Origin of the sequence: Enemella dayhoffiae, assembly GCF_002250625.1 — a bacterium.
GTDB lineage: Bacteria > Actinomycetota > Actinomycetes > Propionibacteriales > Propionibacteriaceae > Enemella > Enemella dayhoffiae.
Map to the genome: position 1 here is coordinate 484,370 of NZ_NMVQ01000001.1, position 24,283 is coordinate 508,652.

Genomic DNA, 24,283 nt, shown 5'->3' on the forward strand with positions numbered 1-24,283 from the left:
CTCAGCCGGCCAGCTTGGCGCGACCCTTGCGGCGGCGAGAAGCCAGGATGGAACGCCCGGCGCGGGTCCGCATCCGCAGGCGGAAGCCATGGGTGCGGCTGCGACGCCGGTTGCTCGGCTGGAAGGTGCGCTTGCTCACGGGAAGTCTCCCACTGTCTTGTGGCTCGGACCCACCGGCGGGCCACCGCCCGGCACCGGTCCGGTGGGGCGACTTTTCAGGCAGCCAGCAGGGTTGCCGGACGACCCGGCGACCTCACTACGGTACGTGGTCCGCGAGAGCCGGTCAAACCGAAGTGTTGGCCAATCGGACGTCCACTCGACACGCCGAGAGCGCGATGTCGTGTCTTGCGATCATGGATTGGCTTGGTTTAGCGTCGGGGCTCCGGGACTGCGGCACCTGACCGTCCGTCCCGGCTGCGAAACTCCGACTGGGCACCACCCCGGCAGGGGTGTGGCTCAGCCGGGTCGGATCGTCAGGTACGCACCCCATTTTGGGCTACCCACAGACTGTGGAAAACTCTGTGGAAGGCAGTGGTCCGGGACGCCCCGTCGGGGAACGGACCATCGAGAGACGACCGGAAACACGATTGATCGCCGGGGTGATTGTGAGCGAGTTCGACGAGTCGGGATTCCGCGACCACGGATCCATCGATGGTCGGCGACCCTCCCTCGACGGCGAATCCAGCTTCGGCGGCGGCACGGGGTTCGGCGCCGGGATGGGTGCCGAGTTCGACAGCACCCCGGTGGACGAGTTGACCGGCCGACCGCTCAACAGCCCGGGTGCCGACGCCGGTTCCGGTGATCGCACCTCCGGAGATCCGGTCCAGGCCGCCTGGGCAGACCTGTTGCACGAGGCCACTCCGGAGCACCGGGTGTGGCTGCGCCGGGCCACCCCGCTGAGCGTGCACGAACCGATGCTGATGGTCGCGGTACCGGATGACTTCACCAAGGATCGGGTGCTCCGGACCAACGTGGAGGCCGCCCTGCCGCGGTTCTTCCAGCGGGCCAGCCGACTCGAGATCATCATCAACCCCGAGCTCGCCCAGCCGGTCGATCCGACGCCGACCAGAATCGATCCGGAGCCGAGCGCAACCGAGCCGCAGCGGCGTACGCCCAGTCGGGCCGCCACTCCGCACCCGACCACGATCGACTCCCGGCTGAACCCGAAGTATTCGTTCGAGAACTTCGTCATCGGCTCCTCGAACCGGTTCGCGCACGCGGCCGCCGTGGCCGTCGCCGAGGCGCCCGGCAAGTCGTACAACCCGCTGATGATCTATGGCGAGTCCGGGCTGGGGAAGACCCACCTGCTGCACGCCCTGGGGCACTACGTACGCCACTACTACGACCGGGTCCGGGTGCGCTACGTCTCCACCGAGGAGCTCACCAACGACTTCATCAACGCGATCTCGGAGAACCGGACCGCCGAGTTCCGCCGGCGCTATCGCGACGTGGACGTGCTGCTGATCGACGACATCCAGTTCCTGGAGGCGAAGATCCAGACCCAGGAGGAGTTCTTCCACACGTTCAACACCCTGCACAACGCGCAGAAGCAGATCGTGATGACCTCCGACCGCCCGCCCAAATTGCTCGAGGCGCTCGAGCCGCGACTGCGCAGTCGTTTCGAGTGGGGGCTGATCACCGACGTGCAGGCCCCCGACCTGGAGACCCGGATCGCGATCCTGAAGAAGAAGGCCGCCCAGGAACGGCTCACCGTCAGCCTGGACGTGCTGGAGTTCGTCGCCTCGCGGATCCAGAGCAACATCCGCGAGCTGGAGGGGGCGCTGATCCGGATCACCGCGTTCGCGTCGCTGAACCGGACCCCGGTGACGATGGAGTTGGCGATGGACGTGCTGAAGGACCTGATCCCCGTGGGCGCGGACGCCGAGATAACCGCCCAGCAGATCATCCAGCACACGGCGCAGTACTTCGATTTCAGCGTGGACGACCTGTGCGGTTCCTCTCGCACCTCGGCCCTGGCGACCGCCCGCCAGATCGCGATGTACCTGTGCCGGGAACTGACCGACATGTCGCTGCCGAAGATCGGCCAGGAGTTCGGCGGCCGCGACCACACCACGGTGATGCACGCCGACCGCAAGATCCGCCAGTTGATGAACGAGCGGCGCCACATCTACAACCAGGTCACCGAGCTCACCAGCCGGATCAAGCAGCGCCGACGCTGAGCGCTGGGGCGCCTCGAGTCGGCCATCCAGCGAACCCTGGTGCCAGTCAGCGATCCCTGCAGGGTTCGACCAGCAGCGATTGGATTCGCTGGATCGCTACCGGAGCTCAGACGGGGTCCTTGAGGTAGGTGTTGAAGTAGCACCGCAGCGCCTCGACCATGTTGACGCTGCTGGGGTCATAGAGCCACTGGATCTGCAGCCCGTCCATCAGCGCGGTGAACGAGGAACCGAGGAGCGCCGGGTCGACCCCCTCGCGCAGCTCCCCATCGCGGGCCAGGTCATCGAAGATCTGCTGGTTGATCCCGACGATCTTGCGATAGCGCTGGGTGAAGTAGTCGTGCGCCGGGTGATCCGGATCGGTCGACTCGGCCGAGAGGGTGGCGAACAGTTCGACCATCCCCGGGATGGTCGCGTTGTGCGCCGCGAGCTCGAGCACCCGCTTCACGTGTTCGCGTGCGCTGGGCTGCTCCTTCAGGTGGAACACATCGTCGTTGGTGTTGTCCCGACGCTCCAGGACCGCGCTCAACAGTTCCTGCTTGGAGTGGAAGTGATACAGCAGCCCGGGGTGGGTGATGCCCACTCGCTGGGCGATGTCGCGGAGCGAGGTGCCCCGATATCCCACTTCACCGAACAACTCGACCGCGGCCGCGAGGATCTGCTCGCGACGGCGACCGCCCTTGGTTCCCGTTTCCCCGGCCATGGACCAATCCTGCCAGAAACTGACCAGTAGGACAGGAGAAACTGACCAGTGGATGGTGATCGAGCGATCCCACAGTACCTGTGGGCCGCTGCACCCTCTTTTCCACAGCGTCGACGGCTCGCTGTGGGGACCGGGTGATCGCCGGCGGACAATCCGCAGATCCTCCCCGTGTGATTTCAGGTTCTGCACAGCCGCGGAAGGGCAAGTTCTGCCCGCTGACGAGCCCGAACGCGGGTTATCCACAGAACCCACAGGGCCTATGACGAAGATGAAATTACAAAGTCATCCATTTCTTCCAAGTAGGTGGGTGCCCAGGTTGGGGATACCCCTTCCAGCCCCTGCGTGGTTCTGGCTACTGTGAGCCAGCACACAGGAAAGAGGTCACCCATGCGGCGTACCAGGCTCTCCTGCCTTGCTGCTGCTCATCACCCTGCTGATCGGCCTGGTCCAGGGGGTCGCGCCTCGGGCGTACGCCGCCCCGACGCCGGCCACGCCGCGGGTCAGCTGGCCCGCCGGCGGGCACGTCTACTGGAACCCGAGCACCGGCGCGCACCCGGTCTGGGGGGAGATCTATCGCCGCTGGGCGGAACTGCGCTACGAGAACGGGCGGATGGGTTATCCGGTGAGCGATGAGAACTGTGGTCTGGTCGGCGGCGGGTGCTTCCAGCTGTTCCAGGGCGGCTTGGTCTACTGGTCGCCGGCCTCTGGGGCGTACCCGGTGTGGGGGCTGATCCGCGATTCCTGGGCGGCCAGCGGCTGGGAACGCGGCCGGTGGGGCTATCCGACCGGCCCGGAGATCTGCGAACCGCGGCACTGCTGGCAGTCCTTCCAGGGCGGGGTGCTGGACGTCCGCTGGTGAAACCGCTGGTGAACCTGCTGGGGCGTACGCCATTAGGCTGAGCGGGTGCGCTATCACTCCACCCGGACCCCGGCCGGCGAAGGCCTGCAGTTCTGCGACATCCTGCTCGCCGGTCTGGCCCCGGACGGCGGGTTGTACCTGCCGGAGCAGTATCCGGACATCACCGGATTGCTGCCCGGCTGGCGGAAGCTGCTCGCCGAGCAGGGGTACGCCGCCGTGGCGGCCGAGGTGCTGGGGCTGTTCGTCGACGACATCCCCGAGGCCGAGCTGCAGCGGATCTGCGCCGCGGCGTACAGCACCGACAACTTCGCCAGCGCCGACATCGTCCCGGTCAGCGAGCTGGGCGCGAACCGTTGGCTGGCGCACCTGTCCGACGGGCCGACGGCGGCGTTCAAGGACATGGCGATGCAGCTGCTCGGGCGGCTGTTCGAGTATGAGCTGGAACGCCGCGGCGAGAACCTGACCGTGCTCGGCGCAACCAGCGGGGACACCGGCTCGGCGGCCGAATATGCGATGCGCGGCCGGGACAACCTGACGGTGTTCATGCTCACTCCGCGCGGGCGGATGACCCCGTTCCAGCAGGCGCAGATGTTCAGCCTCGATGAGCCGAACATCCACAACCTCGCCGTCGACGGGGTGTTCGATGACTGCCAGGACCTGGTCAAGGCGGTGAACTCCGACGCCGCGTTCAAGGCCCGGCACCGGATCGGCGCGGTCAACTCGATCAACTGGGCGCGGCTGGTCGCCCAGGTGACCTACTACGTGGTGGCCTGGCTGCGGGTGACGTCGAGTGAGAGCGAGAAGGTCACCTTCTGCGTACCGACCGGCAACTTCGGCAACATCTGCGCGGGTCACGTGGCGCGGCAGATGGGGCTGCCGATCGGCCGGCTGCTGCTGGCCACCAACGAGAACAACGTGCTCGATGAGTTCTTCCGCACCGGGGTCTATCGGGTCCGCGCGGCCGCCGAGACCCACGAGACCTCCAGCCCGTCGATGGACATCTCGAAGGCGTCCAACTTCGAGCGGTTCGTGCACGACCTCTTCGCCGGGGACGCAGACCGGGTGCGTGAGCTGTTCGCCGAGCGGCTGGTGACCGACGGGTTCTTCGACCTGTCGGGTACGCCGGAGTTCGCGGGGCTGGGCGGGCGGTTCGGGTTCGCCTCGGCGTCCTCGACGCACGCGGATCGGCTGGCCACCATCGAGCGGACCTGGCGGGAGCACCGGGTGCTGATCGACCCGCACACCGCTGACGGGGTGAAGGTGGCCGACGAGCTGGCTCGCGACGACGAGTCGGTGGTGATCCTGGAGACCGCGCTGCCGGTGAAATTCGCCGCGACGATCCGCGAGGCGGTGGACCGTGAACCCGATCGCCCCGAGGCGTTCGTCGGCATCGAGGACCTGCCGCGACACGTCGTCGACCTGCCCAACGACGTCGACGCCGTGAAACGCTTCATCACCGAACGCCTGTCCGGTGGCTGAGCCTGTCGGTGGCTGAGCCTGTCGAAGTCACCTCGACGGGGCGGCGTACGGTCGAGGTATGGCTGAGATCACCTTGCACCGTGGAGACATCACGACCGATGCCGAGTCCGACGCGATCGTCAACGCGGCCAACTCGAGCCTGCTCGGCGGAGGCGGGGTCGACGGGGCGATCCATCGCGCGGCCGGTCCGGACCTGCTGGCCGAGTGCCGCACGCTCGGCGGCTGCGCGACCGGTGACGCGAAGATCACCAGGGCGGGCAGGCTCCCGGTCGAGCACGTGATCCACACCGTGGGTCCGGTCTGGCACGGCGGAAGCCGTGGCGAGCCGGAACTGCTCGCCGCCTGCTATCGCCGCTCGATCGAGCTGGCGGCCGAGCACGGCTGCGCCCGGGTGGCGTTCCCGGCAGTGAGCTGCGGCGTCTACGGCTATCCGCTCGACCAGGCTGCTCGGATCGCGATCGACAGCGTACGCCAGGCCATGGCCGTGCACCCAGAGGTCACCGAGGCACGGTTCTGGTTGTTCGACGACAAGGCGTACGCCGCCTTCGAGACCGCCTTGTCCGAGCCAACCCCGGTGACCTAAAGTTAGGGTCACCTAACAGACGGGACGATCACGATGGAGTGGGTGCGGCAGCTGCCCCTGGCGGAGAGCATCGCGGTGCTGTTCGTGATCGTGATGCTGCGGGCCAACGCCACCTATTGGATCGGCCGCGGTGCGGCCGCCGGGGTGATCCGGTTGACCCGCAACCGAGCCCCGTCGCCGCGCCGCGCCCGGGCCCGACAGCGCGCCGAGGCGCTGATCGCGCGCTGGGGCGTACTGGCGGTCCCGTTCTCCTTCCTCACCATCGGCATCCAGACCGCCGTCAACGCCGCCGCCGGCGCGCTGCGGATGCCGCTGCGGCGTTATCTGCCGGCGGTGATCGTCGGTTCGGTGATCTGGGCGTGCCTGTACGCCACCGCGGGCCTGGCGGTGATCAGTGCCGCCATCGGGCTGGCCCTGCACTCGCCGTTGCTGATCGGCGCCCTGCTCGTCGCGGCGCTCGTCGTCGCCGGGTTCGTGCTGTGGCGCCGCCGATCGGGGCCGGCGAAGTGCGAGTCGGAGGAGCCGGCGGTGCGGACCGACTCCGACGCCGAGGATCCGCTGGTCCCGCCGACGCGCTGAGTTCGCTTTGGCCCCTCGATGGACAATGGGGCATGCCCACTCGACCAGCCACCCTGCTCGGCGCCCTGCCAGCCGCACTGCTGCTGGTCGCCTGCAGCCCCGGACCTGGCGTCCAGGATCCACAACCCAGTACCCCGGTGCAGACCGCCCCGACGCCCTCGGCCGCCCCGGCGACGCCGACCGGCTCGCCGAGTCAGCCGGCCACGCCGGGCCAGGCGCCCAGCACACCGGCCCAGGCGCCGCTGCCGGCCGGCGACTTCGAAACCGACCTGGACGTTCCGTGGGGTCTGGCCCGGATGCCCGACGGGTCGGTCCTGGTGACCGAGCGCGACACCGCGCAGGTGCTGCGGCTGGCGCTGGGCAAGTCGGTCATCCTCGGTCAGGTGCCCGGGGTACGCCCCAACGGCGAGGGCGGACTGCACGGGATCGCCGTCGACCCGACCGATCCGCAGGTGTTCTTCGTGCACTTCGCGGCCGGTAGCGACAACAAGGTGGCCCGGCTGCGGCTCGCCGGCACCGGGTTCACCGTCGAGCGGGTGATCGTCGAGGGCATCCCCGCCGCGGCGATCCACAACGGCGGCCGGCTGGCGTTCGGACCCGACGGGTTCCTCTACATCGCTACCGGCGACGGCAACCGGACCGGGAACGCCCAGGACCGGAACTCGCTGGGCGGCAAGATCCTGCGCGTCGACCGCGATGGCAACTCGCCCCCCGGAAACCCGTTCGGCAACAGCGTCTGGACCCTCGGCCACCGCAACGTCCAGGGCCTGGCCTGGGACCAGCAGGGACGGATGTTTGCCTCCGAGTTCGGCCAGAACCGCTTCGACGAGGTCAACCTGATCGAGCCGGGCAGGAACTACGGCTGGCCGCGGGTCGAGGGCATGGGCAACGACCCGGCGTACACCAACCCGCTGCACGTCTGGGGCACCGACGACGCCTCCCCCTCGGGCCTGGCATACCTGAACGGCAACCTGTGGATGGCCGCGCTGAAGGGTCAGGGCGTCTGGCGGATCCCGCTCGACGGCGGTGCCCCGGAGAAGCTGCTCACCGACCGCGGCCGGATCCGCACCATCGAGCCGACCGGTGACGGCGGGCTGTTCGTGGTCACCTCGAACACCTACCGGGGTACGCCGAAGGCCGGCGATGACCGGATCATCGTCTGGCGGCCGTGAGGCGGCCAGACGATCGACCCGGAGCCGCACCGCGCCACATGGACCGCCCCCATCCTGGTCGATATGATCAACATCCCGCGTGCCGGATTGACACGTGGTGATCACCCCTGTCGAGGAGCGATAGTGAAGATCCGCCTGGAGCGCGACGTCTTGGCCGAGGCCGTGGCGTGGGCCGCCCGCAGTCTGCCGACCCGCCCCAGCGTGCCGATCCTGGCCGGCCTGCTGATCCGCGCGAGCAACTCCGGGGTGGTGCTGTCCTGCTTCGACCACGAGACCTCCGCGCAGATCAACGTCAAGGCCCAGGTCGCCGACGACGGTGAGGCGCTGGTCTCCGGACGGCTGCTGGCCGACATCTGCCGCTCGCTGCCGAACAAGCCGGTCGACATCAGCGCCGACGACTCGCGGATGGAACTGGTCTGCGGGTCGGCCCGCTTCACCCTGCAGACCCTGCCGGTCGCCGAATATCCGGCGCTGCCGACGATGCCCGAGTCGGCCGGCACCGTGGATTCGGCCGACTTCGCCGAGGCGGTCTCCCAGGTGGTCGTCGCCGCCGGCCGCGACGACCTGCTGCCGGTGTTCACCGGCGTACGCGTCGAGATCGACGGCGACACGATGAGCCTGCTCGCCACCGACCGTTATCGGATGGCGCTGAAGGAGTTGACCTGGAATCCGGCCTCACCGCAGGCCTCCGGCAACGCGCTGGTGCCCTCCAAGGTGCTGTCCGAGACCGCCAAGTCGATGACCTCGGGTGAGAACGTGACCATGTCGCTGGCCGCCGGCAGCGCCGGTGACGGACTGATCGGCTTCGAGGGGACCGGCCCGGGCGGCGTCCGCGAGACCACCACCCGGCTGCTGGACGGGGAGTTCCCGAAGGTACGCCACCTGATGAACATCCAGCCCGCGCTGAGCGTGCGCGCCGACACCGCCGAGCTGATCGCCGCCGCCAAGCGCGTCGCCCTGGTCGCCGAGCGGAACACCTCGCTGCGGATGATGATCGACGAGGACTCGGTGATCCTCGAGGCCGCCACCGGAGACCAGGCCCAGGCGTCCGAGGCGATCTCGGCGACGGTCACCAACCACGCCGGCGGGGAGCCGCCGATCAAGGCCGCCGGCTTCAACCCCGCCTATCTGCTCGACGCCCTGGGGGCGCTGGACGCGCCGTTCGCGAGCTTCGCGTTCACCGCGCCGGGCAAGCCGTGCCTGATCACCGGACTGCCCGAACTGGACGGTGAGCCGATCACCGACTATCGGCACGTGATCATGCTGATGCGGCTGCCCAGCTGAGCCCGGCCGGGAACCTCCCGGCAACCTGTGGGACCCCTGAAGACCCGCCGCACCACCGTGGCGGCTCGCCCCCTCCCGTGCCCACGATGGAACCACTCGCACCGATCAGAAGGAGTGGTTCCCCATGTTCCGCACGTACGCCGTCGCCACCGCGATCGCGGGACTGGCGCCGAGGCCCCGGTGAGTTCCGTGGTGCTCGCCCGCCGCGCACGGCGTACGCCCGGCTGCTGGTCACCAGCAGCGGACCCCTGCCCGACTGCACACCGGTGGCCGCCGCGGGATTCCAACTGTGGATGCCGAACGGCACCGTGCAGCGCGCGGCTTCGGTCGGTCACACCGCCTGCGCCAACCCGGCGGTGAGCAACCTCACGGTCTGGCCCGTCCAGCCCTGAGGGCGCGGCCGTTCCCGGGTCCGGACTAGTCTGGCCGGGTGGCAGCAATCTGGCGGGACCTTGACCAAACACCGATCACCGCACGGGAGGCCACCCGGGAGTGGGCGCTGATGGCCCACGACATCCTGGAGGAGATCGCGCCCCGCTACGGACGATCGATCGCCTTCGACGACCTGGCCCACGAGGTGCAGCGACGCTCCGGAATCATGACCGATCTGCCGACCCTGCAGTGGGTGCCCGACGTGCTCACCGAGGTCGGCGATCGCTGCCAGGAGTCCGGTGAGCCGCGGCTGACCGAGCTGGTCGACGCCCCCGGCAACCGGTCCACCGATGCGGTCACCCCGGCCCGGCTCGAGTGTCACCAGGCGTACGGCGCGAAGATTCCGGACTTCGACGCCCCGAATCGCCGCAGCAGTCGCGGCGCCCGCAGCGCCACGACGCGTACGCCCAGGCCGAAGGCCGCCGAGCCGAGGCGGCGCCCGGTGTGCCCGAGCTGCTTCCTCGAGGTCCCCGAGTCCGGGATCTGCGACAACTGCGACTGAGTTCAGGCCGCTAGTTACACCGGTGGGATTTTCCCCAGACTGTGCATGAAATTGTGGATAACTCTCAGCCGAGGCGGTCGGCCAGCCGCAGGTACCTCCGCACCTCGGCTCCCAGGTGACGGGGCAGACCCCACAGCTCGAGCACGGCGGTGAACCGCTCATCCTCGGCGGCCTGGGGTCGGCGTACCGACACCAGATCCAGCAGCAGCGCCGCCTCCGACAGCGGGACCAGACACAGCCGTCGCGGCCCCAGCCGCCGGGCACGCGCCTCGGGCTGACCCGGCAACCGGTACACCCGCTCCAGCCAGTCAGCGCTCCCCAGCGGATCGTCGGCGATCAACCGCTCGGCCGCCATCGCCGCCGTAACGGCCTCCCCGAGCCGCCGCGTCAACTCCGCGTCCAGCCGCGGCCCATCCGCCCCGGCCGCCGCGCCGGCGTACGCCTGGGCCAGTCGGCGGCCCACCACCGGGCCCTCGACTCCGACCAGGTCGGTCAACACCTGCGACAGGTCCGCGGTCGCCGGCACCGGCCCGGTGAACACCCGATACGGCTCCAGCTCGGCCGCCCGGGAGGCCGATTCCCGGGGTGCCGCCACGGGTTCGATCGCGGCCGCGCCGAGCACGTCCCACAGCGGCTCCAGGGCCGCTCGCGGATCGGCCGCCCACGCCGACTCGCGGATCCGGACGAACCGCCACCCGCCGCGAGCCAGGTCGCGCTGCCCGCTCAGCTGCCTCCGGTACGCCTCAGCGCCCGCCCACTGGGCCGACTCGCACTCGACCGCCACCCGGCCGCGGGTGCCGTGCACCACCAGGTCCAGCCGGAGCCCCTGCACCGGTTCGGCGGCGGTCACCCGATAACCCTGCTCCAGCAGGGCGTCGGCCACGCGCTGCTGCAGCAGCGAGGTGAACGGTGGTACCAGCACCTGATCCCCGACCGGTTCGCTGAGTTGCCCGGCGACCGGCACCCCCGAGCCCGCACCGGCGGCCGCCTCGACCTCGAACGCGTGCTGCAGCAGCTGTCGCCGCAGGTCCTCGGGGTTGGGCAGGTCGACCAGCTCGACCGAGTGCACCAGCACCACCTGATCCCGCGCCCGGGAGATCGCCACGTTGTACCGCTGCACCGCCACCTCGCGGGTCTGCGCGACCAGCCGCCCCGTCGGCGCCGCGACCAGGGACACCACCATCACGTCGCGTTCGCTGCCCTGGAAGGCCGGTGGCTCGCCGACCTGCAGCCGCTGCGCGGCCCACACCTCGGCGGGCAGCCGCTGCTGCAGCTCGGCGGCGATCGTCCGGGACTGCTCCTGGCCGAGCAGGCTGACCACGCCCAGGCTCATCCCCTCATAGGCCGGGTCAGCGACGATCCGCTCCACCTCCGCCACGACGGCAGCCGCCTCGGCGGCGTTCACGTTGCCCCTGGTCAACGTCGCGTCGTCGACCTTGATCGTGCGGAACGGGCGCAGCGGGCCGAACTGTCGGACCGGCTGCAACCGGACTCCCTCGGGGGCGTACGCGATCTTGTTGGAGAAGTCGATGATCTCCGGCACGCTGCGCCGGTGCTCGGTCAGCACGTGCCGGGTCCCGAACCGCAGCGTGGCCTCGTCGAAATAGGAGCGCATCGGATTCGTCCACAGCTGGGCCAGCGGATCCTCCCCCAGGTGCTTCTGGGCGAGGGTCTGCAACTGGTCGCGGTCGCGACCGACGCCGGCCGGGGAGACCTGCTTGTCGTCACCGACGACCACCACCCGCGGGGCCAGGTATTGCAGGGTGATCCCCTCCAGCCCGGCCTGGGAGGCCTCGTCGATCAGCACCACGTCGAACGAGTCGGGCTGCACCTCGACCTGCTCGGCGACCCGATACAGCGGCATGATCCACGCCGGTACCGCCCCGCGGGCGGTGGCCAGCAGTTCCCGGATCTCGCGCCGCAGCTGCGCCGCGTGGCGTCCGGTGCCCCGGCCGAGTTGGCGGACCTGCTGGGCGTACGCCGTGAGCGCGGCCCGGGCGGAGGGGGTGAGCCGGGCCACCGCGTGCTGCCAGGCCTGCTCGCCGGCCAGCCGGGCCACCGTCTCGACGATGGCCCGATCCAGCACGTCGAGGCGTTCCCGCACCTGCTCGGTGTCGGCGCGCCGGTCCGCCCGCTGACGCTCGGTCAGCCAGTGATCGGTCCGGGCCCAGGCCCAGGCGGCGTCGAAGTCGCGCAACCGGGGGAGCCAGGTGGCGTCGTCGGAGTCCTCGGCGGTCAGGGCGGCCGCCAGCCGCGGGTGCCAGTCGGCGATGTCGGCGGCGAGTCGGCTGCGCCCCCGGTCCTGGTCCTGCTCGCCGCGGGCCAGCTCGCGGGCGGTGGCGTGTGCGTGGTCCAGGTCGGGGATCGCGGCCAGCGTGTCCAGCATCTCCTGTCCGGCGGCGAACCCGGACCAGTTCGGCGGGGGCCAGCCGTTGGCGGCGGCATAGTCGGTGATCCCGCTGAGCTCGTCGGCGATGCGGACCAGGTCGATCAGCCGGTCACGCTCGATCCGGTGCCGGTCCAGCCGGGTCCGCCAGTCCCCCTCGGCCGAGGGGGCCCACTCGCCCCACTGCTGGTCGGCCAGCTCCAACAACCGGGTCAGCTCCAGGTGGGCCAGCACCTGCTCCAGCTGCCGGGGCCGGGTCGGCACCTCGCCGTCCACCCGGACCCGCTCGAACACCGGGACCGCCGCGCGCACCGCCCGCGGGGCCAGCAACCCACCCCGGGGCCGCCCGTCACCGCCGAGGCGCACGGTGTGGTCGGCCGCGTAGCCCCGCAGGGCCTGCACGAGCGCGATCAACCCGTCGTCGGATCCCTGCACCGTCACCTGACTGGTACGCCCCAGCGCCTCCGCGCTGCGTTCGGCCCGGCCGACCACCTCCCGCAGCGTGGCCGCCCGGGACCGCCACGGCCCGCTCTCGCCGTCGAGCACCTCGGCGACCGCCGGGCCCGTCCACCCGGAGGTGGCCTGCCGCAGCCCGGCGATCCGCCCGCGCAGGTCGGTCAGCGTGCGCGCGAAGTCCTTGCGCTGCACTGGTGCCATCGCCCGCAGCCCCGGCAACCACCGCTCGACGCCGGGAGTCCTGTGCCGCTCGGCCCGGCGTACCGCCGCCTCGTGCCGGTGCCGCAACGCCTCGGTGGCCGAGCTGGGCGCGCCGGCGCCCCGGGTCTCGCGGCGGAACCGCAACAGCTCCGCCCCACCGACGGGCGACCAGTGGTGCTGCGGGTCGAAGAACTCCCGGCTCCAGCCGAACCGCTCGGTGTGCTCGCGGTGCCAGGCGACCACCTCGGCCAGGGTTCCGGGGCGCCCCGACTCGGGCACCGGGACGGTCTCGGCGGCCCGGGCCGCGACCAGCGCGTCGAGGCACCCGGACCGCTCGCCGGCCAGCCGGTCCAGGTCGGCGCGCAGCCGCTGGATCCGGTCGGCGCGGGCGTCCGGATCGTCGTGGGCGGCCTCGTCGGCCAGCCGGCGTACCGCCTCGGTCAGCTCGTCGAGCTCGGCCTCCGCGGTGCCCAGCACGCTGACCGCGAGCGGACGCAGCGAGTCCGGCAACTGGTCGCGCAACTGCGCCAGGGCCCGATCGGTCGGGGCCGTGACGAGCACCCGCCGACCCTGGGCGAGCAGGTGGCTGAGCAGGGCGGCGATGGCGTGCGTCTTGCCGGTCCCCGGCGGGCCCTGCACCACCACCTGGGCCTGCTCGTCGACCCGCTGCACCACCCGGCGCTGGGCCGCGTTGAGCGGCAACGGCCCGAACAGGTCACCGGCCACGTCGACGAACGCCCCGCCCTCGCGCGCCGGGGCCGGCGGGACCTGGTCGGGGTCGAGCAGCGGCCGCAGCCCCGGCGGAACCGTCCCGTCGGCCTCCAGCCGGTCGGCCACCCGTTCCAGCATCGCCACCATCGGCAGGTGGCTGCGGCGGCGCAGGATCAGCACCGGCTCGGGTTGCTCGGACACCTCGGCGACGAGTGGGCCGAGACTGTTCAGCCCGCCCCGATGGGCCCGGATCCGGCGTTCCCAGTCGGGCAGCCCGGCGGGCCACTGCTCGGGTTCGAGAAAGCTCGACAGCTCCGGGATCGGCGCGCCGTCCAGGTGCAGCGCCAGCCGCGCGGAATCCGCGTCCACCTCGATCCGCGCCGGCAGCACCACCGCGGCCCGGTCGATGCTCGGGGCGTCCGCCCGGCGTACCCGGCCCAGGCCGAGCAGCAGTTCCAGGTCCTCGGGCCGGGCCTGATGGTTCAGCGAGGCGGTGAACAGCCGCGCATACCGGCTGTCCGGATCGGCGTCGGGGCTCAACTGCAGCAGCGGCACGGAAGGGTCGTCGGTGGCGGTCAGCGAGTCGCCGAGGGCGACCACCTGGCCGTCCGGCGCTGCGGCGTACGCCGAGATCTCGCGCACCGGCGAGGATCTGAACCGCTCCAGGGCCGCCACGTAACGAAACATCCCGACCACGCGGTTGACGTCTGACTCTGCCACCACCAAGAACACCTTCCGAAACTGGCTGGACCGGGAGGGGACGGTCCACCCACGAGAGGTTAGTCCGCGCAGGTGACAGCCGCACGACGATCAGGTGTCACCTCCGACCGGAGGTGGAGGTGGCTACAGTCCGGGTATGAGCGAGATCGAGTTGGAGCGGCGCGGATCGATCGCGCTGATCACCCTGAACGCCCCCGAGCGGCGCAACGCGCTGGGCCGGCAGATGGCGGCGGACCTGCTCGCCGTGCTGGCCGAGGTCGACCGCGATCCCGCCCTCGGGGTGACCGTGCTGCGCGGGGCCGACGGGCACTTCTGCGCCGGCGCCGAGCGCAGCCTGCTCGCCGACGCCGGGGCCGATCCGGCCGGGGATGCACACTATGCGGCGCTCGGTCTGGTCTATGAGGTGTTTGCCGCCGTGGACCGGCTGACCACCCCCACCATCGCCGCGTTGCGCGGCTGGTCCGTCGGCGCCGGGGTCAACCTGGCGATGGCCGCCGACGTGCGGGTGATCGCCGAGGACGCGACGCTGCGCTCGGGATTCTCCCAGATCGCGCTGCACCCCGGCGGCGGTCACTTCACGCTGATCTCGCGGGAGAGCAACCGGCAGGCGGCGGTGGCGATGTCGCTGCTCGGCCAGGACGTCCGCGGTGCCGAGGCGGTACGCCTGGGGCTCGCCTGGGAGTGCGTCCCCGATGCCGAGGTGGAAGACCGCTGCCTGGCGCTGGCCGCGGCGGTCACCGATCCGGCGCTGAGCCGGACCGCGGTCGCCAACCTGCGCCACGAGACGACCGCCGGCCATCTGGACCTGCGCGCCGCCACCCAGCTGGAGCGGGCCAGTCAGCTGTGGAGCCTGCGGCGTCGCTGAGGCGCGTCGCTAGGGTTGGCCCCGGCGGCACCAAACAGAGGAGCAGATCATGGAGATGGGACTCGTCGGACTCGGTCGGATGGGCGGCAACATGCGCGAACGCCTCCGCAAGGCCGGGCACACCATCGTCGGCTATGACACCAACCAGGACATCTCGGACGCGAAGGACCTGGCCGACATGGTCGGGCAGCTGAGTGACTCCCCCAGGGTGGTCTGGGTGATGGTCCCCGACAAGGTGGTCGACGGCGTGATCGACGACGTGGCCGACCTGCTCGGCGAGGGCGACATCATCATCGACGGCGGCAACTCCCGCTGGACCCACGACGGTCCGCGCGCCGAGCGGCTGGCCGAGAAGGGTGTCGACTATCTCGACTGCGGCGTCTCCGGCGGGGTCTGGGGGATCAAGAACGGCTACGCGCTGATGATCGGCGGCAAGGAGGAGGCGGTCGCCAAGGTGCGTCCGATCTTCGACTCGCTCAAGCCGGAGGGCGACTTCGGCTACGTGCATGCCGGCGACCACGGGGCCGGGCACTTCGCCAAGATGGTGCACAACGGCATCGAGTACGCCATCATGCAGGCGTACGCCGAGGGCTGGGAGCTGCTCGAGGCGGCCGGCCACGTCACCTCGGTGCGCGAGACCTTCAACTCCTGGCGCGAGGGCTCGGTGATCAAGTCCTGGCTGCTCGACCTGGCCGTTGCTGCCCTCGACGAGGACGAGCACCTGGACAAGCTGCGCGGGTACGCCGACGACTCCGGTGAGGGCCGTTGGACCGTCGAGGCCGCGATCGACCTGGGGGTGGCGGTGCCCACGATCACCGACGCCCTGTTCGCCCGCTTCGTCTCCCGCCAGGACGAGTCACCCGCGATGAAGATGGTCGCCGCGATGCGCAACCAGTTCGGGGGGCACGCCGTGCACGGTGTCGTGGAGCCCGGCGACAAGCCCGCCCCGCCGGAGCAGGGCAAGAGCGCCTGAGGCGGAGGCCCCGGCCCACCGGAAAACCTCAGCGAACGCCCCGCCATTTTCGGGGTGTTGTTCCTTACAGACTAGCATGCTAGCATCTCGGCATCCCGACCAAGGAGTGCCAAATGTCTGCACCGACGCAGGCCCACCCGGCCAACGAGGACGCCACTCAGTCCTCCCCCCTGACCGTCGCGGTCGCCAGCTTCATCGGCACGACCGTCGAGTACTACGACTTCTTCATCTTCGGCACCGCGGCCGCCCTGGTGTTTCCGCGGCTGTTCTTCCCGAACGCCAGCCCGCTGACCGGCACCCTCCTCTCCTTCGCGACCCTGGGCGTGGGCTTCCTCGCCCGCCCGCTGGGTGGAATCGTGTTCGGGCACTTCGGCGACCGGGTCGGACGCAAGAAGATGCTGGTGATCACCTTGTTGGGCATGGGCGTGGCAACGGTGCTCATGGGGCTGTTGCCCACCTACGCCACCATCGGAATCGCGGCGCCCATCCTGCTGACCCTCCTGCGGTTGGTGCAGGGCTTCATGGTCGGCGGCGAATGGGGCGGTGCCACGCTGATGGCGGTGGAACACGCTCCGGTCGGCCGCAAGGGGCTCTTCGGGGCGTTCCCGCAGATGGGCGCCCCCGCCGGCACCGGCCTGGCGACGGGTGCCTTCCTGGTGGCGGCGATGCTGCCGGACGACCAGTTCAACGACTGGGGTTGGCGGGTGCCGTTCCTGCTCAGCGCGCTGTTGGTGCTGATCGGCCTGGCGATCCGGTTGACCGTCGGGGAGAGCCCTGCCTTCCAGGCTGCGCAGGAGGAGGACAAGGTGGTCGAGCTCCCGATCGCCAGCGCCTTCAAGCACCACTGGAAGCCGATCCTGTTGATCGCCGGCACCTACCTCAGCCAGGGCGTGCTCGCCTACATCTGCATGTCGTACCTGGTGAACTACGGCAACAAGGTGGTAGGCATCCCTCGCGTCAGTACGCTCATGGGCGTCCTGGTCGCAGCGGTGATCGCCACTGCGGCGTACCCCTTCTTCGGCATGCTGTCCGACTTCTGGGGCCGCAAGACCATGTACTTCACCGGTGCCGTGCTGATGGGGCTGAGCGTCTTCCCGGCACTGGCGCTGATCAACACCGGAAACCCCTTGCTGTTCGTGCTGGGGATCACGCTGATGTTCGGTATTGCGATGCCGCCCGCGGCCGGGGTCACCGGGCCGCTGTTCTCGATGGTCTTCCCCAAGGAGGTCCGCTACTCCGGCGCCTCGGTCGGCTACACGATCAGCCAGATCGCCGGACCCGCCTTCGCACCGACCATCGCCACCGCCATCTTCGGGGCCACCAAATCGTCTGGCTATGTGGGTCTGTACCTGGTTGTGGTCTGCGCGATCTCGGTGCTGTCGGTGGCCCTGCTGCCCGGGCCGTGGGGTCGGCGTGAGGCTGCGCGGCAGCGGCAGGAGGTGCACTGAGATGACGCAGACGTCCACCGATGTCCTCGTGGTGGGCGCAGGCCCGTTCGGCGTCACCACTGCGCTGGCCCTCGCCCGGCAGGGAGTTCGGGTACGCCTGATCGCCAAGGCTCCTTGGGTGGCCAACACCCCACGGGCGCACATCACCAGTCAACGAACGATGGAGGTCTTCCGCGACCTGGGTGTGGAGGAGCGGGCCAAGCAGGTGGCCACCGATTGGTCGCAGATGGGGGACTCGCTGTTGGCGGTGAGCCTGACCGGCCCGGAGATCGCCCGCATGCCGTCGTGGGGTTCCGGTTTCGCCCGGCACGGTGACTACGTCCGCAACAGCCCCTGCGGTTACCTGGACATCCCGCAGGATCGGATCGAGCCGGTACTGATCGACGCGGCCGGCCAGAGCGGGGTGACCATCACTTATCACACCGAGTTGCTCGACCTGGCACAGGACGACGATGGGGTCACCGCCACCCTGCGTCACCGGCTCAGCGGCACCGAGGAAGTCGTGCGCTGCCAGTACCTGGTCGGTGCCGACGGCGCCAAGTCGCTGGTCGCCGAGAAGATCGGCCTGCCGTTCGAGGGCCATGTCAGTCGCGCCGGCACCCTTTACACGCAGTTCCGCTGCGACCTCTCCACGTACGTGGCGCACCGACCGAGCATCCTGCACTGGTTCTTCAACCCGGACCTCAATGTCGGAGAGATCGGTCTGGGCCTGCTGCGCTGCACCAAGCCGTGGACCGAGTGGATTGCCGGTTGGGGCTTCCTCGTCGAGGACGGCGTTCCCGAACTCACCGACGACCAGGTCATCGACCGGATCCGCGAGCTCGTGGGCGTACCCGATCTGGAGATCGAGATCTTCGACCGATCCGTCTGGTATGTGAACCAGCAGTACGCGACCGAGTACACCAACGGGCGGGTGATGTGTGGTGGCGACGCCACCCACCGTCATCCACCCAGCAGCGGCCTGGGACTGAACACCTGCGTTCAGGATGCGCACAACCTCGCGTGGAAGCTGGCCTTCCTGGTCAAGGGATACGCCGGATCCGGCCTGCTGGACTCCTATGCCGCCGAACGTGCCCCCGTCGGCCGGCAGATCGTGCTGCGGGCCAACCAGTCCCGGCTCGACTACGCCGCCATCCGTGATTGTCTCGACGTCACCGGTCCGGCCGACCCGGTGACCAACGCACTGACCAACCTCAACGCACCCACCGAGGAGGGCATCAAGCTGCGGGCCAAACTGGAGGATGCGTTGCAGCTCAAGGAATACGAGTTCAACGCCGAAGGCGTGGAGAAGAACCATCGCTACTCATCATCGGCGGTTCTGCCCGAGCCGGACGCCGGCGAGGAGGTGTGGGAGCGGGACCAGGCGCTCTACCACCAGCCCACCACGCGGCCCGGAGCGAAACTGCCGCACGCCTGGCTGGTCGATCACCACGGCCACCGCAGTTCCACCCTTGACGTGGTGGGCAGAGGCCGGTTCACCCTGGTCAGCGGAATCGCGGGCGTGGCCTGGCAGCAGGCCGCCGAACGGCTTGGCCTGCCTTACCTCGACGTGGTCCGGGTCGGGGCCGACCCGGACGCCCAGGATCCCTACCACGAATGGTATCGGCGCCGAGACATCCACGAGGCGGGTGCACTACTGGTACGCCCCGACGCGGTGATCGCCTGGCGGCACCGTGAGGGGGTCTGGTCGGCCGAGGAGGCCGAGCGACGGCTGTCCCAGGCTCTGGGCGCGGTCCTCGATCGAGCGGTGGTGGGTGCCGAGTGAGCTTGGCGCTGATCTGCCTGTCCCACACCCCGCTGATGGGGTTCACCGAGCCTGCCCCGGGTGTGCGTGCCGAGGTGGAGGCGCTGCTGGACCGTTTGCGCGGATTCGTGGCGGAGTTCGATCCCACGCTGGTGGTGAGCTTTGGGCCGGACCACTACAACGGGTTCTTCTATGACCTGATGCCGCCGTTCTGTCTGTGCCTGGGCGCCCGTGGGGTGGGCGATTTCGACACCCAGGAGGGCGACTTCCAGGTGCCCGAGGAGCTGGCCAGCCAACTCGCCCAGCACGTTGCCGACCGCGGCGTCGACATCGCCATCTCGCGGGCTGCGGAATTGGACCACGGCGCGGTTCAGGTGCCGGAGTTGCTGCTAGGAGGGATTGACCGATTCCCCACGCTGCCGGTGTTCGTCAACGGCGTGGCCCCGCCTTTCGTGCCCATGCAGCGAATCCGCCTGCTCGGCGAGGCGGTGGGCGATTTCCTGGTCGGCCTCGACGAACGGGTGCTGGTGATCGGGTCCGGCGGTCTGTCGCACGACCCGCCCGTTCCCCGTTGGGCCAGTGATACGCCCCAGCAGCACGAGTTTCTGCTGCGCGGGCGGCACCCGACGGCGCAGGCCCGTCAGACCCGGCAGCAGCGCACCATAGACACCGGCCTGGCGTTCGCCCGCGGCGAGGCGGAGATCGCCGATCTCAACCCGGATTGGGACAACGCCTTCCTTGACGTCTGCGCATCCGGAGATCCCGGGCGGTTCGACGCCTACCGCGCCGATGAGATGACCGAGGTGGCCGGGAACTCGGCCCATGAGGTCCGCAGCTGGGTCGCCGCCTTCTCGGCCCTGCGCCGCGCCGGGGCGTACCGGGTCGTCGACCGCTACTACCGCGCGATCCCCGAATGGATCGCCGGCTTCGGTTGCCTGACAGCCACCACCGAGAGCGAGGAATGATGGAACTGACCTACGACAACACCAGCAAAGTGGTGCGTACCCCCTCCTGGGAGATCCACACCAACCAGGCCGGCTCAGGAGACGACGCCGTGATTCTGTTGCACGGCTCGGGACCCGGGGCCACGGGGTGGAGCAACTTTTCGCGGAACATCGGCTACCTGGCCGAGCGTTATCGGGTGATCGCCGCCGACATGCCCGGGTGGGGTTCTTCCTCACCGTGCACCTGGCAGCAGCGCAACCATCCGGAGGCGGTGCTGGAGTTGATGGACACCTTGGAGATCCAACGGGCCACCCTCATCGGCAACTCAATGGGCGGTGGCACCACCGTGCGGTTCGGCTATGAGCATCCCGAGCGGGTGAACAAGCTGATCACGATGGGTTCCTCGTCCGGCTCCAGCACCCTGTTCGGTCCCGGTGGGCTCAGCGAGGGCATCAAGATTCTGCAGCAGGGTTACCGGGAACCGAGCGAGGCGACCATGCGCAGACTGGTGGAGGTGATGACCTTTGATTCGAGTTTCGCCACCGATGAGCTGATTCGCAACCGGGCCCAGATGGTTGCTGCCCATCCCGAGCACAACCGCAATTTCATCGAGGGCACAGGGAAACGACCCGTGGTCGAGCTGGACGCTGAACGAGTCCGCACGATCACCGCGCCCACCCTGCTGTTCCATGGCCGCGATGATCGAGTGGTGCACTTCGAGCACTCGCTGCGCTTGACCTCGCTGATTCCCGACAGCCGGTTGGTGCTGATCAACCGTTGCGGCCACTGGCTGCAGATCGAGCACGCCGAGGAGTTCAACCGGACGGTGGCCTCGTTCATCGACCACGGCTGAACCGATCCGACCGAGAACCACTAGGGCCGCACCCGAACGGGTGCGGCCCTTCGCGGTTCATGCGACGAAGTCGTTCAGTGCGTGACGACCACGTTGACTCCTCAGTTGGAGAGGCGACTCGGGTGTAGACCACCGTCCCGCCGTGGGGGGCGTTCGACTGTGAAGCGCCATTGATACGCTAGCATGCTAGTACCGAATGGCACCATCTTCTTCACGGAGCGAATACCGTGGAGATGTCGTTAGGATCCGAACATGCCCTCAGCCCATTCTCGAAGCGCGGTGGTCGGCGGCCGGCTGGCGCAGCAGGTCTACCAACGGCTCAAGCAGGATCTGTTGGATGGGCGCTACGAGGCCGGGGCTGACCTCACGGTGACCAAACTGCGGGACGAGTACCAGGTCAGCAAGCAGCCCGTGATGGAGGCCCTTCGGGCACTGGCTGCGGATCGTCTGGTGGAGATTCAACCCCAGGTCGGGGTTCGGGTCAGCCGGTATTCGCCCGCCGAGGTGGAGACCTTCTTCTGGATCTTCGCACGCACCGAGGGTGGGATGGCCTACCGGGCGGCCACGCGGCGCAGCGAAGCCCAACTGGCGGAGTTGTCTTCCCTGTGCAACCGCCTCGATAGGCTCGGGTCGTTGCCCGACGGGTCCGGAGGAGTGGCGTACCTGCATGGAAATCGCGACCTGCATACGCTGGTGCATGCCATGGCCCAGGCGCCGCTGGCAGCCGATATCAGCCATGACCTGTGGGATCTCAGTGACTTCCTGATCGCCACCCATGGTGGCGGATTCAGTGGCGGATTGGCCGAACGGAACCACGGCCACCGTGAGGTGCTGGACGCGATCGCTGCACGAGATGCCGAGTCGGCCGAGGTGGCAATGACCCGTCACATCCTGGCATCTCCCCTCGCGGCCGTACGCGTCTGAGGGAGCTAAAAGCCCTGGAAAGCAATCGGAGCCCCGCCGGGGAACGGGGCTCCGATTCAAGGGGGTGGTCTCGATGGTTCATCGTCGAGCACGCCGGGCTTCGCTTCGGGGACCTCAGCCCGGCCAACCCGAGGACAACTCTGCCGCGCCGGCAGCACCCCACCAAGCACCCGCAGAAATTACCCTACGAAAGTAGGGGGTGGCCGGCACTTTCGACGGTGCCTTCCGGCACCTTGGGGGCATATGATATGCACGACACAACTCTGGAGGAACCATGAAGAAGCGACTTGCGGCACTCGGGGTGGCCCTCGCGGCGATGCTCAGCCTGGTGGGGACGCCGGCCCATGCCGCGGTCCCGACACCGGCGATGACCACCTTCTCGGTCACCGGCTTCTGCGACTGGATCCCGGTCAAACCGTTCTGCTGATCGGGTACGCGGTCCGGGCCGCGCACCCTAGAATCGTCGGGTGAAACCACTGCCGGGCACCGGGTCGCGACCCGGGCGGATCCTCCGGGCGGTGCCCCGCTGGGTCGTCCCGTCGCTGGTTGCCGTGGCTCTGCTGGCGGTTTCGATTCCCACCGGCAAGCTGTCCGACCGGCCGGCGACGACGCTGTTGATCGCCTGCTGCCTGCTGGGTGGGGCCGCCCTGCTCTGGCCCGCCGTGGCCGGTGCGCTGATCGGCGTCTGTCTCACCCTGCTGGTGTTCACCGAATCCCAGATCGTCGGACTGGCGATGCTGGCCCCACCGATCGCGGTGGTCGCCTGTGGCGCCCAGGGCCGTCGACTGGTGGCCACCCTCTACACGCTGTGGTACTTCGCGGCCTCCGTCACGATGACCGTGCAGAGCACCGCACCCGAGCGACTGGTGGCCAGTGTCGTCTTCCTGCTCGTCTACACCGCGGCCCCGCCGATCGCCGGTGAGATCATCCTGCGCGTAAGCCAGCGGCAGGACCGGCAACGTGCGGACGCCGCGGAGGCGATCACCGAGCAGCGCCTGGCGATCGCCCGCGAACTGCACGACACCCTGGCGTACGCCACGACCACGATGGTGATGAAGGCCGAGGAGGCCCGGTTGCGGGGCGGGCAGGACGCGGCCACTCTGGCCGACCTGGAATACATCGCTCGGACCGGACGGGCGGCGACCAGCCACCTGCGCACCATGCTCGGGCTTTTGCGCGACGTCTCCGCGATCGACGGGGCTCCGGTCCCCGAGATCTCCGACCCGCTGGCGGCGATCGTCCAGGCGCAGGTGGACAAGCTGGACGAGTTCGGGTTCGTGGTGGAGTGCAGTCTCGAGGGCGACCTGGACACGCTGCCCGAGGGCGTACGCCAGCTGGCCGCGCGGGTGATCAGCGAAGGTGCCTCCAACATCTGCAAGCATGGCGACACCAAGGAGCCGGCCCGCATCATGGTGGAGGCCGGTACCGACGAGTTGGAGGTGGTGCTGGTGAACGCACCTGGTCAAGGGGGCCCGCCCCCCGGGCACAGCGGGCTGGGCCTGATCGGGCTGCGCGAACTGGCCGGCGCCAGCGGCGGCGAACTGACCGCCGAACGCGTCGGCCAGCACTGGATCACCCAGCTCACGGTGCCGCTGCGGAGGGTGGCCGGTGTCGGCTGAGCTGATCCGCGTGCTGGTGGTTGACGACGACTCGCTGGTCCGAAACGCCCTGTCCGGCTATGTCACCCGGGCCGCCGGCCTGCGGCTGGTCGGCACCTGCCGCGACGGTCGGCACGCGATGGAGGTGCTCGCCGACACCGCGGTGGACGTGGTGCTGATGGACGTCCGGATGCCCGAGATCGACGGGATCGAGGTGACCAGGCGACTCCGCGCCAACGGCGACCGGACCAGGATCCTGGTGCTGACCACGTTCGACGAGGACAAGTTGATGCTCGCCGCCCTCGCCGCCGGCGCCAACGGGTTCATGCTGAAGGACTCGGCTCCCGAGGCGATCACCGAGGCCATCCAGGTGGCGTACGCCGGCGGCCACGTGATCTCCTCGCGCCCCGCGACCCGGCTGGCCGAGCGCTATCTCCCGCAGGACGACTGGCAGGGGGCCGACACCGGCCCACACGGGCTGACCGGTCGTGAGCTGGCGGTGCTGCGCGAACTGTGCCGGGCCTCCAGCAACGCCGAGATCGCGCACACGCTCGGACTCTCGGAGTCGACGGTGAAGGCGTACGTCTCCACCATCATGGACAAGCTGGGCTGCAAGTCCCGGCTCAAGGCCGTCATCCGCGCCTTCGAGCTCGGGCTCGCGGAACCACCCCGCGGTCAGGGCTGACCCG

The 24,283-nt window shown here is 69.5% G+C and carries 21 protein-coding genes; 18 read left to right on the forward strand and 3 right to left on the reverse strand.

Features of this window, described 5'->3' with window-relative positions; translation table 11 throughout:
* Position 1: 1 nt before the first annotated feature.
* On the reverse strand, positions 2-139 hold the full coding sequence (gene rpmH / locus CGZ93_RS02405) for a 50S ribosomal protein L34 (protein ID WP_094362520.1): 138 nt from the start codon (positions 137-139) through the stop codon (positions 2-4).
* A 577-nt stretch (positions 140-716) separates the two neighbouring features.
* Here rpmH and dnaA point away from each other — a divergent pair.
* Complete coding sequence (gene dnaA, locus CGZ93_RS02410) at positions 717-2,180, forward strand: chromosomal replication initiator protein DnaA (protein ID WP_094362595.1); 1,464 nt, start codon at positions 717-719, stop codon at positions 2,178-2,180.
* A 106-nt stretch (positions 2,181-2,286) separates the two neighbouring features.
* On the opposite strand, the gene CGZ93_RS02415 is transcribed toward dnaA, so the two are convergent.
* Positions 2,287-2,880, reverse strand: coding sequence for a TetR/AcrR family transcriptional regulator (locus CGZ93_RS02415; protein WP_094362521.1), 594 nt, complete (start codon positions 2,878-2,880; stop codon positions 2,287-2,289).
* A gap of 412 nt (positions 2,881-3,292) precedes the next feature.
* Between CGZ93_RS02415 and CGZ93_RS02420 the strand changes: the two genes are divergently transcribed.
* From CGZ93_RS02420 to CGZ93_RS02450, 7 genes are all read left to right on the forward strand, one after another.
* Positions 3,293-3,739 (forward strand): LGFP repeat-containing protein, encoded by a 447-nt coding sequence (locus CGZ93_RS02420; RefSeq protein ID WP_094362522.1) that lies wholly within the window; start codon positions 3,293-3,295, stop codon positions 3,737-3,739.
* Between the two features lie 45 nt (positions 3,740-3,784).
* Entirely contained in the window at positions 3,785-5,218 is a 1,434-nt protein-coding gene (thrC, locus tag CGZ93_RS02425; protein ID WP_094362523.1) for a threonine synthase, read from the forward strand.
* A 58-nt stretch (positions 5,219-5,276) separates the two neighbouring features.
* A complete protein-coding gene (locus CGZ93_RS02430; protein WP_094362524.1) occupies positions 5,277-5,801 on the forward strand; it encodes an O-acetyl-ADP-ribose deacetylase in 525 nt (174 codons plus the stop codon).
* A 33-nt stretch (positions 5,802-5,834) separates the two neighbouring features.
* Positions 5,835-6,380, forward strand: coding sequence for a DedA family protein (locus CGZ93_RS02435; protein WP_094362525.1), 546 nt, complete (start codon positions 5,835-5,837; stop codon positions 6,378-6,380).
* 32 nt (positions 6,381-6,412) lie between these two features.
* Positions 6,413-7,552 (forward strand): PQQ-dependent sugar dehydrogenase, encoded by a 1,140-nt coding sequence (locus tag CGZ93_RS02440; RefSeq protein ID WP_094362526.1) that lies wholly within the window; start codon positions 6,413-6,415, stop codon positions 7,550-7,552.
* Between the two features lie 123 nt (positions 7,553-7,675).
* Positions 7,676-8,836 carry a DNA polymerase III subunit beta gene (gene dnaN, locus CGZ93_RS02445; RefSeq protein ID WP_094362527.1) on the forward strand — a complete coding sequence of 387 codons (1,161 nt, stop codon included), beginning with the start codon at positions 7,676-7,678 and terminating at the stop codon, positions 8,834-8,836.
* Positions 8,837-9,266: 430 nt separating this feature from the next.
* Entirely contained in the window at positions 9,267-9,770 is a 504-nt protein-coding gene (locus CGZ93_RS02450; RefSeq protein WP_094362528.1) for a hypothetical protein, read from the forward strand.
* 64 nt (positions 9,771-9,834) lie between these two features.
* Here the strand turns inward: CGZ93_RS02450 and CGZ93_RS02455 are convergent, their stop codons facing one another.
* The gene (locus tag CGZ93_RS02455) at positions 9,835-14,244 is read right to left on the reverse strand and encodes an AAA domain-containing protein (protein ID WP_176451602.1); all 4,410 of its coding nucleotides are present in this window, start codon (positions 14,242-14,244) and stop codon (positions 9,835-9,837) included.
* A 136-nt stretch (positions 14,245-14,380) separates the two neighbouring features.
* Between CGZ93_RS02455 and CGZ93_RS02460 the strand changes: the two genes are divergently transcribed.
* The 10 genes from CGZ93_RS02460 to CGZ93_RS02500 all read left to right on the forward strand — a co-directional run bounded on the left by CGZ93_RS02460 (position 14,381) and on the right by CGZ93_RS02500 (position 24,279).
* Entirely contained in the window at positions 14,381-15,109 is a 729-nt protein-coding gene (locus tag CGZ93_RS02460) for an enoyl-CoA hydratase/isomerase family protein (RefSeq protein WP_094362530.1), read from the forward strand.
* Positions 15,110-15,158: 49 nt separating this feature from the next.
* Positions 15,159-16,082: a phosphogluconate dehydrogenase (NAD(+)-dependent, decarboxylating) gene (gene gnd / locus CGZ93_RS02465; RefSeq protein ID WP_094362531.1), complete on the forward strand. Its 924-nt coding sequence runs from the start codon at positions 15,159-15,161 to the stop codon at positions 16,080-16,082.
* Between the two features lie 113 nt (positions 16,083-16,195).
* A complete protein-coding gene (locus tag CGZ93_RS02470; RefSeq protein ID WP_094362532.1) occupies positions 16,196-17,530 on the forward strand; it encodes an MFS transporter in 1,335 nt (444 codons plus the stop codon).
* Between the two features lies 1 nt (position 17,531).
* Positions 17,532-19,295 carry an FAD-dependent monooxygenase gene (locus tag CGZ93_RS02475; protein WP_094362533.1) on the forward strand — a complete coding sequence of 588 codons (1,764 nt, stop codon included), beginning with the start codon at positions 17,532-17,534 and terminating at the stop codon, positions 19,293-19,295.
* Complete coding sequence (locus CGZ93_RS02480; RefSeq protein ID WP_094362534.1) at positions 19,292-20,239, forward strand: 3-carboxyethylcatechol 2,3-dioxygenase; 948 nt, start codon at positions 19,292-19,294, stop codon at positions 20,237-20,239. The genes CGZ93_RS02475 and CGZ93_RS02480 overlap by 4 nt, the downstream gene beginning before the upstream one ends.
* Entirely contained in the window at positions 20,239-21,072 is an 834-nt protein-coding gene (locus CGZ93_RS02485) for an alpha/beta fold hydrolase (protein ID WP_229117141.1), read from the forward strand. The genes CGZ93_RS02480 and CGZ93_RS02485 overlap by 1 nt, the downstream gene beginning before the upstream one ends.
* A gap of 252 nt (positions 21,073-21,324) precedes the next feature.
* Positions 21,325-21,996, forward strand: coding sequence for a GntR family transcriptional regulator (locus tag CGZ93_RS02490; protein WP_094362536.1), 672 nt, complete (start codon positions 21,325-21,327; stop codon positions 21,994-21,996).
* A gap of 274 nt (positions 21,997-22,270) precedes the next feature.
* Positions 22,271-22,423, forward strand: coding sequence for a hypothetical protein (locus CGZ93_RS18720; protein ID WP_171196680.1), 153 nt, complete (start codon positions 22,271-22,273; stop codon positions 22,421-22,423).
* Positions 22,424-22,463: 40 nt separating this feature from the next.
* Positions 22,464-23,615, forward strand: a complete 1,152-nt coding sequence (locus CGZ93_RS02495) for a sensor histidine kinase (protein WP_094362537.1) — start codon at positions 22,464-22,466, stop codon at positions 23,613-23,615.
* A complete protein-coding gene (locus CGZ93_RS02500; protein ID WP_094362538.1) occupies positions 23,605-24,279 on the forward strand; it encodes a response regulator transcription factor in 675 nt (224 codons plus the stop codon). The genes CGZ93_RS02495 and CGZ93_RS02500 overlap by 11 nt, the downstream gene beginning before the upstream one ends.
* Positions 24,280-24,283: the final 4 nt, after the last annotated feature.

Bases quoted from the DNA above. Each gene is read 5' to 3' on its own strand.
- CGZ93_RS02460 (WP_094362530.1), top strand. From the start codon at position 14,381: ATGAGCGAGATCGAGTTGGAGCGGCGCGGATCGATCGCGCTGATCACC.
- CGZ93_RS02435 (WP_094362525.1), top strand. From the start codon at position 5,835: ATGGAGTGGGTGCGGCAGCTGCCCCTGGCGGAGAGCATCGCGGTGCTG.
- CGZ93_RS02415 (WP_094362521.1), bottom strand. From the start codon at position 2,880: ATGGCCGGGGAAACGGGAACCAAGGGCGGTCGCCGTCGCGAGCAGATC.
- gnd (WP_094362531.1), top strand. From the start codon at position 15,159: ATGGAGATGGGACTCGTCGGACTCGGTCGGATGGGCGGCAACATGCGC.
- dnaA (WP_094362595.1), top strand. From the start codon at position 717: ATGGGTGCCGAGTTCGACAGCACCCCGGTGGACGAGTTGACCGGCCGA.
- CGZ93_RS02430 (WP_094362524.1), top strand. From the start codon at position 5,277: ATGGCTGAGATCACCTTGCACCGTGGAGACATCACGACCGATGCCGAG.
- CGZ93_RS02470 (WP_094362532.1), top strand. From the start codon at position 16,196: ATGTCTGCACCGACGCAGGCCCACCCGGCCAACGAGGACGCCACTCAG.
- CGZ93_RS02440 (WP_094362526.1), top strand. From the start codon at position 6,413: ATGCCCACTCGACCAGCCACCCTGCTCGGCGCCCTGCCAGCCGCACTG.
- CGZ93_RS02490 (WP_094362536.1), top strand. From the start codon at position 21,325: ATGCCCTCAGCCCATTCTCGAAGCGCGGTGGTCGGCGGCCGGCTGGCG.
- CGZ93_RS02485 (WP_229117141.1), top strand. From the start codon at position 20,239: ATGGAACTGACCTACGACAACACCAGCAAAGTGGTGCGTACCCCCTCC.
- CGZ93_RS02475 (WP_094362533.1), top strand. From the start codon at position 17,532: ATGACGCAGACGTCCACCGATGTCCTCGTGGTGGGCGCAGGCCCGTTC.
- CGZ93_RS18720 (WP_171196680.1), top strand. From the start codon at position 22,271: ATGAAGAAGCGACTTGCGGCACTCGGGGTGGCCCTCGCGGCGATGCTC.